The sequence below is a fragment of the Peribacillus frigoritolerans genome (assembly GCF_001636405.1).
Lineage (GTDB): Bacteria > Bacillota > Bacilli > Bacillales > DSM-1321 > Peribacillus > Peribacillus frigoritolerans.
Window position 1 is genome coordinate 4,985,129 of the sequence record NZ_KV440950.1, and the last position, 15,407, is coordinate 5,000,535.

Genomic DNA, 15,407 nt, shown 5'->3' on the forward strand with positions numbered 1-15,407 from the left:
CCCCTACTACTATGATCAATTATTTCAACATGTACTTCATAAAGCTTTCAACATACCTTGAATCGATTTCCGGCATTTTCATTGATAGTAGTTCCATTTCCTTCTTGGTTTTTCCTTGCAGGATTTCCGACTCTTTTAATTTAGTTGATTCATCTATTAACTGGGACAAAGCACTTAATGAATGAATCTCGTTAGATTGTGTCTTTTCTTTTAAAGATTGTAACCACTCTTCCAAATCCATATTGGAGTAAGGTATTTCATTCTTTTCGAAGAAGGAGGTCACGAATTCACTTGAAACTCTCTGATCATTGAACATATGATAGATCCCGAGCTTCTGATTCTCTTTCAATCTTGATATTTTGTAAATAAACTCACTTACAAAATCGACTGGCATCAATTCAAAATGAATTTCCTCTTTAAATGGCAATATCCTTTGTTCAATAAATGATTCAAAAACCTTGTACAACATATCCTTCTCGTTCCAAACCCCATTTGAATTAGATGAAATCCTGCCTAACCGGAAAATATCGATTGTCAGTCCGAGTTCCCTTGCTTGAAAAAGCAATTTCTCGGCAACCCATTTGGACTGGCTGTATCCGATCATTAAATCGGGGGAATAAACCAATTCGTCTTCCTCGTCCCATTTCCTTTCTCCGGTCAAGACAGAAAGCGTTGATGCATAATAAATGTTTTTCCGATTGCATGATGAAGCAAACTTAATGACTTCCACTACACCATCCACATTCGATATTTTTGATTTGCTATACGGCTCGAAGAAATTCGTTTCAGCACCGACATGATACACATGAGAAACATCATTGCTTAATTTCTCATATGTCACATCATCCAGACCGAAATGATGTTTACTAAGATCCCCTTCAATGACAACGATTCGACTTACGAATTCATCCTGCCAAAGACCATATTTCATTAAAGTATCTTTCAATCTATTTCTCGAAGGAAATCTAACCAAACAATAGATTTTGACATCTTCCAATTCCAGTAATAATTTGTTTAATAGGTGTGCTCCCAAAAAACCTGTTCCACCTGTAATCATCATATTTTTTTCAATTTGAACGGGTTTAGCGGATATTTCCCTTATTTTCTCCATCAATTCTCGATCGAGCACGGAACCCTTCTCCATCACTGCTTCCATGCTGCAAGAATAATCGACTTCAAGTGCTTCAACGAATTTATTCACTGTATTATTTTCCAATAAGATTTGTAAAGTGGCTTCAGGAAGTACCGTTTCCTTCATTACATAGACCAGTTTGGTAGCTAAAATGGAATGGCCTCCATGTTCAAAGAAGTTGTCGTCCAATCCTAGACTTTGATTTCCTAATACATTTCTCCAAATCTCCAATACTTCTTTTTTCTTTCCAGTTTCCTGATTGGCTAAGGAAGTTTTATTTTGCCCGATCTCCATTTCCAATAATTTCTCTTTATCGACTTTACCGTTGGCATTAAGCGGGAAATCATCCACTCTGACAAAAAAGTGGGGAATCATATATTTCGGCAATTCATTGTTCAGATAATCTTTAATATCCTTTTCAGCGTTTTCCGCTTTTTCATCTTCATGTTTGTAATAAGCGATCACATAATTTTCATCATTGATGTTTTTAACAGCAACGACTGAACTTTCAATCTTCATGTATTGATCAAGCTTGTCTTGAATTTCATTCAGTTCAATTCTAAAACCGCGAATTTTCACTTGACTGTCTTTCCGACCTTTATACAGGATCTCACCATTTCGTAACCGGATGCCATGATCACCTGTTTTATACCACTTCGTCTGATTCAAATCATCCTTGATCAACGCTTGATCCGTTAATTGCGGCTGATTTAAATAGCCTCTCATGACCCCTTGACCGCCAATGTAGATTTCGCCTATTTCCCCATCTGCTACCTCGACTAGTCCTTCAGATAGAATCTTGATTTCTACATTGCTCAATGGTTTTCCAATGGGAATAACATCTGCATCTTTTTCTTCGACCTCATGACATATGGCAAAAGTGGTGCATTCAGTTGGTCCATACCCATTAATCAAGGAGAAGTGACCGATTGTTTGCTTCAATCTCCTCACATGGGAAACCGAGATTTTATCTCCGCCAACCACAATTTTCTTTAATCCTTCAAAAATCATTGGATCCTCATCTACCATTGCATTGAAAAGACCTGTCGTAAAAAAAGCTACATCCACCTTTCCAATCGATATCGCTTCTTTCCAATCATCAAAAGAAGTGAACTCATTCGGCATCAGGAATAAAGTCGCTCCATTCAATAAAGCTCCCCATATCTCAAAGGTTGCGGCGTCAAAGCATGGGTTGGAAAATTGGGCCACTCTATTATTTTCATTAATTTTTAGTATTTCAGAGTTCAATACTAAATTGACTACACTTTTATGCTCTATCATTACACCTTTTGGCTTTCCAGTCGTACCTGATGTATAGATGACATATGCGAGACCATTCTCCGAGGAACGGTTAACGGGAATATGCCCGTCCCTGCTTAGTTCATTCATCTCAAATGGAATTGGTTCAATATCCAATTCCCTTAGCTTCCCTTCTTGACCATTAAACGATAAGAAGAACTTCATATCCGTATCTGCAAGCATATATTCCAATCTTTTTAATGGGTAATTTTCGTCGATTGGAACATAGCAACAGCCTGACTTTATTATGGCAAGCATCCCTATAATCAGTTCAATGGACCTTTTGCTTGGAATACCGATCATTGTTTCTTCCTGAATCCCCAAATCAATGATCCTTTTGGCAAGATTATCTGAAAGAATGTCTAATTCTTTATAAGTAATTTGACGTTCATTTTCGCAAAGTGCCGCTTTTGATTGATTATCTTCCACGATTTTTTTAAAAGCTTCAGTTATTGACATCAATTTATTCGTCGTCATCGATTTACTTATCATCGGGCCCCAACTTTCAAGTGATTTATTAATTTTTCAATAGATGGCAGTGTTTCATTTTCTGTTAGTTTTAAGAATATTTCCTGCATGGAATCCATAAAACGTAAAATTTCATTTTCGGAGAATTTACTGTCTTTATAAATGATCTTATAATGCAGCTTGGTTTGCATTACAGCCGCAGAGAACGTAAGATCAAAATTGGTCGATTCACTTCCGACTGAATTTTCGATCATGATTCGCGAATCCTCTGCCGATTCTGTGCTCGGATAATTTTCGAATACAAATATATGTTGGAACAATTCCTTATCCCATGGAATTTCAGCGTATCGCTTTATATCCGTAAGTGAACTGAACTCATACTCTCTCATTTGTAATTGCTTGTTTTGAATCGCAGTAAGATAGGATTGCAAATCATCTTCCCAATCGATTTTCAAAGAGAATGGCAGAGTATTGATCAATAATCCTACAGCTTTTTCAATATGCGGAATGCTGAGGTTCCTTCCTGAGCTTGTCACCCCATAGCATACTGAGTCGCTCTCACTGAAGCACGATAGAACGATGCTCCAAACTCCTTGAACAACGGTATTGATCGTCTTTCTATGCTGCTTGGATAATTCTGTTAATCTTTCGGTAAGCTCTTCAGGTAGGCTATATTCAATAACTTTATCCGATGTAAAAGCTTCCTTATCCGTTTTCTTACCTACTAGTGCTTTTACTTGTTCAAAATCCCTCAATTCTTCATTCCAAAAAGCTGCTTCATCCTGTTTATTCATATTCCTGACATGATTCATGACTTGTTTATAGGCAATCTTATGTTCATCACTGTCTTTTACCAAATTGGATGAGTTTCGATAATTATCCAAAAAATGATTAATGACGATTTGCAGGCTCCAGCCATCCATTAAAGCATGATGATGTGTCCATATGAATTTATAGCGATGATCCGATAGCTGGATCAAGGTGATGTTCATGAGCGGACCATTCTCTAAATCCATTTGTCTGTTTTTGCTATGCTCTAAAAGATTTTCTATCTTGGATGCCGATTCGTCCTCGCTAAACGTCGTTAGATCCACATGATTAAACACATAATAAATGTCATTAAGGATGATTTGGTAACGGTCCCCCAATTGATTGCGCCTGAAAACGGATCTAAGAACGTCGTATTTTCTACAGGTTTCATTCCAGGCTTCTTCCAATTTGTCCAAGTCCAGATCACCTATTAAATCAATGGATAGCTGTGAAATATATTCAGGACTTTGAGTTACTTCACTATGGAATAACATCCCTTCTTGAAGTGATGTCACTGGGTAAATCTCTTCAATGTTATTAAACTTATTAATGAAATGGGTAATCGTACTTCCATCGACTATTTTCTCAGCTTGAAAATCCGTTTCGACAATGGAGTCATTCAAATATGCGCTTCCACTTAAAATATTGTTTAAGTGTACTTCAACTTCTTTACATATCATTTGGTAGTTTTCATTGTTGCTATCGCCAATAATATTCAGCATGAGCCTATTGTTTACGATGCTGGCGACAAAATTGAGCTTATATGGAAATGTATAGTTCAAATCGATATTGCTGCTATTGGTTTGTTCCATATCACCAGTGTTATTAAATTGACCTAGATAGTTGTAACTCACAAGGCTGTCTGGATAGTTATGATTCCGAGTGGAAATATACTTTAGGATTCCAAAGTCAAACCCTTTGTTTGGCACACTTCTTAATCTGTTTTTTGTATTTCTCAAGGTTGAGCCCAAAGACGGCATTCCTTTAATCCTTACTGGATAAATGGAGGTGAACCACCCTACTGTCCTTGATAGATCAATATCATCTTCAATATCCTCTCTGCCATGACCTTCTAAATCGAGCCAAAATTCATCAATTCCCATTATATTGGAAACTGAATGGGCAATAACGGATAATAAAACCTCATCAATCGTCGTTTTATGTTTTCTTAAAGTGTTTTTAATGAGGTTTTGTGTTTGGTCCTCATCCACCTGTATTTTGTACATGTTTTCAAAATCACATGTTTCTCCTAAGCTATGCGTCAGCGGAGAAACTGGAATATTCATTTCCTTTTCCCAATAATGAACGGCATCTTCCGGTAGGCCAGTGTTCTGATACTCGTTCAGTTTCTCGGACCATTGTTTATAAGAAGTCGTTTTTAAAGGCAGTGATGGTTCTTGTCCATTCTTTATCTGTTGATAGCATCTTTCGAAATGATCAAGAAGTATCCTCCACGAAACACCATCAACCACAAGGTGATGAATCACCCAAAAAATCCTTACGTCCTTTTGATCCCTGAATAGAAGGAACTTCATCATGGGGCCATTGTGTATGTTTAAACTTTGTTGGGCGTTTTCTTCCAGCTCCTTAATTACTTTCAGACTATTTTCATCTGTAAAACTGGAAACTTGATACTCATGAAAACCGCATGCCATATCAGCATTTGAAATATTGCCAATATATGAATCACCATGTTTTTCAAATAATGTCCTTAATATGTCGTGGTGATCAATTAATTTCATGATGATTTGTTTATATTGTTCGGTCGCCAATGCATGATCCTTCATCAAAACGACTGACTGATTCCAATGATGGATATTGTCATGATTTTCATTAAAAAACCAAGATTGAATAGGCGTCAACGGTACATAACCTGATATTTTTTCTTGGACCACTTGTTTTAGTTTCAGATCATTTACAACATTCCCTAGCTCACGGACCGTTTGGTATTCAAATAAATCTTTAGGCGTTATAAATAGATCTTTTTCTTTTGCAGCCGAGCATATTTGAATGCTGATGATTGAATCACCGCCACATTCAAAGAAGTTATCTTCCGGTCCTATAGCGGGATCGTTTAATACATCTCTCCATATTGTCAGAAGCTCTGTTTCAGTTTTGGACAGCTCTTGCACATCCGGCACTTTTTTCTTCCTCTCATCCAACTGTTCCGTCCATTTCGGCAGGGATTTCCGATCAACTTTTCCATTCGGCGTCAAAGGGAATTTATCCAGTTGCATAAAATGAGCAGGAATCATGAAAGCAGGCAGTGTTTCTTTCAGTCTTCTTCTGATTGAATCCACCGAAACCTCATCATTCACCGTATAATAAGCAATTAGGCTTTTATTCTCAAATCCATCTTCCATTGCCGTTACATAACTATCTTTGATTTCTGCTAGTTTTCGTAATGAAACATTAACCTCCGATAGTTCAACACGGTATCCTCTTATTTTCACCTGGTCGTCCGCTCTGCCTATATAAACTAATTCCCCAGCTTTGTTATGCTTAACTAAATCCCCGGTTCTGTATAATTTTTCAGCAGGATTGAATGGATTGGATATGAATCTTTCATTTGTCAGGCTCTCATTATTCAGATATCCCCTCGCTAACCCAATTCCTCCGACATAAAGTTCACCAACCGCTCCTGCCGGCACTAGTTTCCGGTTTTCATCCAACACAAGTGCAACTGTGTTAGTCAGTGGCTTCCCAATTGAAACAACGAATTCATCCGTAGCATCCTCATTGGGGGGAAACATTTTAAAACTTGTACACACCGAATATTCAGTAGGCCCGTAGCCATTGAAAAACGATATATGCTTAAACTTCGAAACGAGCTCGACTGGACATTCAGAACCTGCAGATCCCAACACTTTAATCGTGCTCAATTCATTGATTGGCAGTTCCTTCAACACAGCAGGCGGTAAAATGATATGAGAAATTCCTTCACGCTTAATTTGTTCAACAAGTTTATTCATGTCAAATTGATTTTCTTTATCTACGCTTATATGCAGCTCGGCACCGAACAATAGTGTGCTGAAAATCTCTATGACGGATGAATCAAAATTAAACGTAGCGAATTGCAGCACTTTAGCTGAAGTATCTAAACACATCATTTTATTTTGGTTATGAACCAAGTTAATGATTCCCCTATGTTCCAGCATGACTCCTTTTGGCCTGCCTGTCGTTCCAGAGGTATAAATGACATAGGCTAAGTCCCGCTGATCTGCAATGTGAAGATTCTCTGTCATTAACAAATCCGATTCATTTTCAATATTTTCAAAATATATTATTTTGGATGGGTCAATCAAACCATTCTTTCCGAGTTCTTTGTGACTCAAGCAATAGGAAATGGACGAATCTTCAACCATGTAGCTTAATCGTTCATTAGGATAATGAGGATCCAATGGAACATACGCAGCACCTGCTTTAATTACTGCCAACATCCCCGTCACCATATCAATTGATCGATTCACATAAATTCCGACTCTTTCTTCTTTAGAAATCCCTTTGCTTAGTAAATAGTGAGAAAGCCGATTGCTCTTATCATTCAATTCGCGATATGTAATGGTTTTGGAACCATCAACAATGGCTATCTTATCAGGAAATCGCTCGACAACTTTATGGAAGGCTTGTGGGAGTGTGTCATTGATCCCCTCAAAGCGAATGGTTTCTCCCTGCCATTCTTCCAATAATAATTTCTCCTGCTGCTTACTCACGACGGATACCTTGTCAATGGATTGTTCAGGCTGATAAGTAATCTTCCTGATCCACTCCAGGAAATTTACAGCTAATGATTGAATGGTTTGTTCATTGAAGATCCCTGAATTATACTCGAAGGCGAATAATAGCTTATCTTCATATTCTTCTGCAGCTAAACTCAAATCGAATTTTGCTGCCTTTGATTTTAATACTTCAGGCGTTATCTTTATGTATTCACTTTCCAATGCAGCTTTGGCATTATTTTGTAAAATGAAGACGGTTTGAAATAAAGAAGTGCTTGCTAAATTTCTTTCAGGGTTAATGACTTCAACGATTTTCTCCAATGTCATTTGCTGATGATCATAGATGTCGATGATATGGCCTGTATTTCTTTGAAGTATCTCTTCAAATGTTTCTTCATGTCCCAGCTTTAATCTAAAGGGCAGTGTATTGACAAAATAACCTATCGATTTTTCTGTCCCTTCAATCATTCTATTCGCCAAAGGACTTCCAACGATGATATCGTTTTGACCTGTATATTTTGCCAGGAAAGACTGGTACATCGTTAGCAGTGTCATGAATAATGTCGAGTTTTTTTCCAGGGACATCCGCTTTAAACCCTGAAGCTCTTCCCTCGTTAGTTCCACTATAAAACTACTGCCATCGTTGCGATTTTCTTTTGAACGTATCTTATCTAAAGGAAGCTCCAATTTAGGCAATTCCCCAGCTAAGTTTGTTTCCCAAAATTGCGATTCTTCTTTCATGTTTTTTTCCAACCAGTTTTTCTGCTCTAATGCAAAATCCTTATATTGTTTAAAGTCTTTTCCAAGGATAAGTTCTTTTTCATTCACTTCACTGTCATAAAACGATAACCATTCATCTAAAAATATGCTCACTGACCATCCGTCAAAAACAAAATGGTGGAGATTCACAAATAAAACAAAATCCTTTGCACTCAATTTAACAAGTTTCGCTGTCAGGAGTGGACCTTTTTCAATTTCAAAGATTTCCGATTGGACATCGTCTTCAATTTGCAGCATACGAGTCTTTTGCTGTTCGGGCTTTAACGCAGAGAGATCGATTTCATCTATTTTTATGTACAAATCTTCCCTGATTTCCTGATAGCCTTTACCGGCTTTTTCACGGACGGTCGTCCTCAAAATCTCATGTCTAGTAACGACATGATTTAAGGCTTTTTCCAGCATTGGAGTATCAACTGTTCCAGAAATTTTATATTTCTGAGGGATATTATAATTGGCTGTCTTACCGTTGAGTTTTTCGTTGAACCATAAAGCCTCTTGGTTACTGGATAAAACATGATGATTTTCTTGTTGCACTTCTATGTACTCCATGTCATGATCTGAAATTTCATTAATGATGAAGTCCGTCAACGAATCGATTGTTGAATTTTGAAAAATATTTTTCAAAGTTAGAATTTGATTGTATTCTTTGTTTAATTTCGTTAATAATTTCATGGCTAAAATCGAGTGTCCGCCCATTTCAAAGAAATCGGCATCTTTATCGATTTGACTTGTTGATAAGACTTCCAAAAATGTCTTTTCCACAAAAGATGATACGACCTGCGTTTGATTTCTTGGAGGTATACTCATTTCCGGAAAGATCTTATGATTTAGCATTTTCAATGTAGGATTTTCAAACAAATCAGCTAATTTCATATTCGCATCAAGTCTTTTATTTATTTTAGACACCATTTTCATGGCTGTTATCGAATGCCCGCCCAATTGAAAGAAATCATCATTAATATCGCTGTTCAAGAAAAACTCTTGCCAAATTTCTTTAAGTCCTTGATTAACGGATGTGGATGTAATCGAATGGGCATCCGTTGCTGCTTGATCGTCTATACTCACATTATTGTTTAGTTTTGAAAAGTCAATATCCACATATATTTCAGCAATTTGCTGAGCTTCAGTAATTTGATGGGCAATCTGCATGAAGGCTGATTGGATATCATATACTAGCGAACGCTGTAAGAAGCAGGTATTAAAGTACAATTTGCATGTAATCGTTTCTTTATTATCCTGGGCTTGTAACGATAACGGAAAGCTATGTGACTCTTTTCCTCCTTCAACCTCCCAGTTAATGCTAAAGCCTTCATCTTTCGCTTCCGGATAATTTTCATAAACAAATAAAGTTTCGAAAATCGGATCTTCCTTCTTTAATTTCGTATGCCTTTTGATATCCACTAAAGAAATTTGGGAGTAATCCAGCATATTGTTCAATGTTTCCTGGAATCGTTTCAGTAAATCGGTAACGCTGTCTGTATCGTTTATTTCAGCTATCATAGGAATCGTATTAATGAGCATCCCAACGATTTCTTCCGATTTGAATAAGTTATTCGACCTGCCAGAGCTAACGATTCCAAAGACGATTCGATTTTGATTGGACATTTCCTTTAGGACGATTGACCAAATTAACTGCAGCAATACATTAAGCGTTACATGGTTTTTAGCGGCAAACTCTCTTAAAAGCTTACTTTGCGTTTTATTCAGCTCCCAGAAGAGATCATTGTCCTGCTGGTTTTCCTTCACATGTTTTACGACGGGAAATGTGATCGTCGGCTGTTCAATATCCTTTGCAAGCTCTTTCCAAAAACGATTTAAATCTTCCGCATCTGTTTTATTCATATACCGGATAAAATCTCCATATTGCTTTGGCTTTTCAATAAGTCCTTTGGAGTCTTTACCTACAATTCGGCTGTAAATAACAAAGAGTTCATCGATGACTATGCTGGTACTCCAGCCATCCAAAATTATATGGTGATGAGTCCAAATCAAGTTAAACTGATTTTCTTCAATTTTCACTAACTGGAGTTTCATCAAATTGGAGTTATTAACATCCATCTCCTGGGATTTGGAAGTCACTCTTTTAATTTCCATTAATTGTTCATGCTCACTCAACTCTGTCATATCGATCATTTCCGGTTGATAATCCATTGTATTGAAGACAACCTGAACATTATTTTCAATATTTTTAGAGATGACCTTCATTCTTAATGCTTCATGTCGTTCTACAACCTGACTCCACGCCTCGAACAATGCATCCACTTCAAGAGCGCCCGTTATCCTGATTCGCATTTGAGAAATGTAAAGGTTCTCTGTTGAATTGTTCATTTCCAATTCATAAAGGATTCCTTCTTGAAGCGGAGTTAATGAGTAGATATTCTGAATAGATTTCTCCAATTTTGCGCCTCCCGATTCCATTATCTTCGTGTCTTCCATACCCGCTGACCACAATCAATCTATTAAACCAGTAATCACCTTATTTGTTAGAATTCAATATATGAAACAAATCTTCCTCAGTGAGCATCGCATCCGGGAAATCACTTTCTATTAAAGAACCTTGGTCAAATTCAGTTCCCTTGATTTCCATGACAACATCACCAATAGCTTCCATTATTAGATTCATCTTTTCTTCGGCTAATTTTGAAATTATTTTTATGGTTAGTTTTCCAGCCTGGATAAATGACAGGAAATGCAATTTTGGTTTATTTTCAAACTCACCAAAGTCCCTGCTATTGGATGATTCAAATTGAGAATCCAATCTTCCTAAGTAATTAAAAGTAACGTAGACATCCGGCTCCTGAATGACCCCAGGTCGTAAATACTTGATGACGCCATAATCAAAACCTTTATTCGGGATTTCCCTTATAGCATTCTTCGTGTTTTTTAAAGTATCGTCAAACGTCCCATCTGAATGCAGCAATATTGGATACATCGCAGTAAACCAGCCAACGGTCCTAGTAACATCGATTGTTTCATCCACCATTTCCCTGCCATGCCCTTCTACTTCCAACCAGAAGTTCTTCACTTCAAAAGATTGTTTCAAACCCTTTGCGATTAATGACAACAATACTTCTTCCACAGTCGCTTTTGATTGCCTTGATAATTCCTGGATCAAGAATTCAGTTTCTTCCTCACTGAATGGTTTCTCCATCGTTCTTTCTTCTTTAGCTATAAAGTCTTCCGCTATCTTAAAATCCGTTATTTCACTTTTTGTTTTTTGTTCCCAATAACGGAGTGTTTCAGGGTCCATCAACGATTCATTGTATTTCTTCAAGAAGTTTGACCAGTCTTTGAATGATGACGTTTTATGAGCAAGCCTTCCTGTTTGATTGTTTAATGCCAGATCATGGAGAGTATTGAAATCCTCAAGTAAGATCCTCCAGGAAACGGCATCAATCAATAAATGGTGGATTACCCAAAAGAAGCGATACTTGTTCGGCTGTTCTTTTAAAACAAGCATTTTCATGATCGGTCCATTACTTATGTCCAATGAACCTTGAGCCTTACTTTCCCATTCATCTCTCACCCTTATTCGCGTTTCCTCATCCAAATGATGTATATCCTTATAGACTAACTCCCATGTTTTGTGTTCGGAGTCTATATTCCCGATATATTTATCGTCACGTTTTTCAAATAGGGTTAACAATCCATCATGATGTTCCACGATATGTGATAGAATTTTTTCAATGTCCTCCATTTGAGCACAGGAATCTTTACTAAAAACAATGGACTGGTTCCAATGATTGATGGAAGCAGTATGCTCCGCAAAGAACCATTCTTGGATGGGGGTCAGTTCCACATTCCCTCTAGTGGCTATAGGTTGAATCATGACCTTGTTTTCAGTTTTCGCTATCGCTGCCAGCTCTGCTACCGTTTGATTTTCAAAAATTGATTTTGGACTGATGATTATACTTTCCTGCCTTGCTAGTGAACATATTTGAATGCTCTGAATGGAATCGCCGCCAAGTTCAAAAAAGTTATCCCGGATACTGATGTCATCCAACCCTAAGACACTTTTGAATATTTGAAGAAGCGCTTTCTGATTGAACGTCACAGGTTCTTCCAATGTATTGCTTCTGGTTACGGGTACCGGAAGAAGTGCTGAATCAATTTTCCCATTTGCATTTAACGGAAATTTGTCCACTTGCATAAAGAATGAAGGAATCATGTAACTTGGTAATCTCTCTTTTAAAAATGCTTTTAAGTGATCGTAATCAACTTGTTGTTTGGATGTGAAATAAGCGATTATTTGTTTATTTAAGTTTGGCTGATCCTGAACCTTAATGAATGAGTCACTTACTTGCGGATACGCATTGAGGTTGACCGAAATTTCATCCACTTCGACACGGAAACCTCTGATTTTCACTTGATTATCTTTACGCCCCAGAAAAATCAACTCACCATCGCTCGTGAATTTTGCAAGGTCACCGCTGCGATACAAACGCTTTCCAGCTTTAAAAGGATGTTCAATGAACTTTTCTTTTGTTAAATCAACATTATTCACATAACCAACAGCTAACCCTTCACCACCAATATATATTTCCCCTGCAGCACCTATTGGTACAAGTCTTTGCTCAGGACTTAATAAATAGACGTCAGTATTCAGGATGGGTTTGCCTATTGAGACTTTATTATTGGTAGTCTCATTGTTTTCATACGCTTTAAACATTTCAAACGTGGTCCATACTGAATATTCCGTTGGACCGTAGGCATTATAAAAATTTATATTTTGATAGCGATCCAGCAAGGCTATTGGACATTCAGACCCGGCTGAACCGACGAATTTCACATGGGAGCCCTCTATATTGAGCTCTTGCAATACTGCGGGCGGCAATACTAGATGTGTTAATTTTTCACTTTTGATTTGATTTTCCAATGCGTATAAATCAAACATTTCCTCCTTATTATTCCCGATATGCAGCTCTGCACCATTTAATAAGCTTCCAAAAATCTCATATATAGAAGCGTCAAAATTAAAAGTGGCAAATTGTAATACCTTTGAGGTCTCATCAAGTTGTAAGTACTTGTTTTGGCTTATTATTAAATTCACTACGCCTCTATGGGATAGCATGACGCCTTTTGGTTTTCCTGTAGTTCCCGAAGTATAGATTATGTAAGCTAGATCGGAAGGTGCAATAGATTCGATACAGCACTTGGTAGCCACGTAATGTACGGATTCAAGATCAATCACCTTAGCTATTTTTTTAATGGCGGGAGCCTCAACTTGATTCGTAATGCATATATCCATTTTCGAATCATTGACGATATATTCCAATCTTTCAGCTGGCAGCATAGGATCAAGCGGAACGTATGCACACCCGGCTTTAATGATTCCCAACATGCCGATTACCATATCAATCGATCTGTTTACATGCAGGCCTACCTTATTAGAACCGTTTACGGTATGATTTCTGACCAATTTCGCAATCACATTCGATCTTTGATCTAATTCCGAATAAGTAATGGCCTGACCATTATCAGCAACGGCTAATTTGTTTGAATGCTTCTTGACGATTCTTTTGAATATGGAGGTGATCGTCTCATTTTGATGAGCATCCGAAACCTCACCTTGCCACTCAAATAACAAATGATTCATTTGATTGTCATCTAAATATTCCAAATGACAGATAGGTATATCCGCATTTCTGCAAATTTGGAATAACCATTTTTCGAAACTCAGCATGAATCTTTCAATTGTTTCCCGCCTGAAAAGTTCATCGGAATACTCGAATTCCAGGATTAAGTCATGAGAACCCTTCACCTTTATAGTCAGGTCATAATTTGAATAAGGAATTTCGAATTTGTCTTGTTCAAGAGTGAAGAATGCGTTGCTAAAGTTCCCGTCAAAGCTTTCTTCCATTGCCAAAGCTGTTTGGAACAATGGGGAATGACTGAGATCCCTGTCTGGATTAATGATTTCAACGATTTTTTCAAATGGAAAAGCCTGATGTTCCAATACATCCAAAATCACTTTACGATTCCGGTTCAATATTTCATGAAATGATTCTGATGGATCAACGGTCAGCTTCAATGGCAACGTATTGACAAAGCATCCAACTGTCCGGGCAAATTCTTCTTGGCCACGGTTTGCCACGGTACTCCCGACAATGATTTGATTCTTCCCGGTATACCGACTTAAAAACACTTGATAGGCGGTCATCATAAAAGCATATAAAGTCGTACCATTCTCCTTTAAAACCCTGTCAATCCATGCACGAAGTTCATTCGTTATGGCCATTTCCAGTCTTTCGCCTGAGTAAGAAGGTGATTTTGGACGTTGAAAGTCAAATGGAAGTTCTAATGCTTCTTCCTCTTGATCTAAATAACTTTCCCAAAACCTCCTTTGGCTTGGCGTGCTTTCCTCGACCCACTCCTTATGCCAGACAGCATAATCTAAATATTGCATGTCCAGAGGGGGAATATCCCCAACCCTGCCTGTTTGAATTCTTTCATAAATCTCCAATAACTCTTCGAAAAAGGTGACAAACGATACTCCATCAAAAATGATATGGTGAAAATTGCATACCACATAATGTTTTTCTTCATCAACTCGAAATAGTTTCATATTAAATAAATGATCATTTTCCAGGTCGAAGCATCTTTCCATTTCTTCAGTAAGATGGGAGGTGACCATTAAATCGCTGACTTCTGGATCTAATCCCCTGCAGTCTTCATAGGCAATCATGTTTCGGCTTTTTTTTGATAAGAATTGAAGGATTTGATGTTCTTCCCCTTTGAAATTAGTTCGCAAAGTTTCATGGCGTTCAATCATGAAATCTAATGCCTGTTGCAGGTCATCAATGTCCACAACGCCATTTAAAATGAATTTAAATGGCATATTATAGAGCATTTTCCTTTCATCCAGGCTGTTGAACAGATACATTCGATCTTGATTATGAGAAAGCATTCCTTCACTTTTCCCACGTTTATAAGGCTTATTTACCTCGTCTTCCCTCATGTCGAGGAGCATGTCCAGAAAACTTGCCAGTTTTTCTATATTCCATTGACTTGAAATGATTTCCGGTGTTAATTGAATACCAAACTCCTGTTTTATCGAAGACAAAAACTCATCTTTTTTTTCATTTGTGCTTAGTGATTCATTCATGTCCTCTACTAGTGATAGTTTTAAAGGTTCAATAACAATTGAAATCAAGTTTAATAGCCTATTTTCCGTTTCACTGATCATCCTGTTCATAGAA

General features: G+C 37.5%; 3 protein-coding genes. All 3 read right to left on the reverse strand.

The annotated features are described in order from the left end of the window. Positions 1-19: 19 nt before the first annotated feature. A complete protein-coding gene (locus A6755_RS23635; protein WP_063592153.1) occupies positions 20-2,923 on the reverse strand; it encodes a non-ribosomal peptide synthetase in 2,904 nt (967 codons plus the stop codon). Further along, positions 2,920-10,605 carry a non-ribosomal peptide synthetase gene (locus tag A6755_RS23640; RefSeq protein WP_063592154.1) on the reverse strand — a complete coding sequence of 2,562 codons (7,686 nt, stop codon included), beginning with the start codon at positions 10,603-10,605 and terminating at the stop codon, positions 2,920-2,922. The genes A6755_RS23635 and A6755_RS23640 overlap by 4 nt, the downstream gene beginning before the upstream one ends. A 79-nt stretch (positions 10,606-10,684) precedes the next feature. Beyond that, a complete protein-coding gene (locus A6755_RS23645; RefSeq protein ID WP_063592155.1) occupies positions 10,685-15,403 on the reverse strand; it encodes a non-ribosomal peptide synthetase in 4,719 nt (1,572 codons plus the stop codon). Positions 15,404-15,407 lie beyond the last annotated feature (4 nt).

Bases quoted from the DNA above. Each gene is read 5' to 3' on its own strand.
- A6755_RS23635 (WP_063592153.1), bottom strand. From the start codon at position 2,923: ATGATAAGTAAATCGATGACGACGAATAAATTGATGTCAATAACTGAA.
- A6755_RS23645 (WP_063592155.1), bottom strand. From the start codon at position 15,403: ATGAACAGGATGATCAGTGAAACGGAAAATAGGCTATTAAACTTGATT.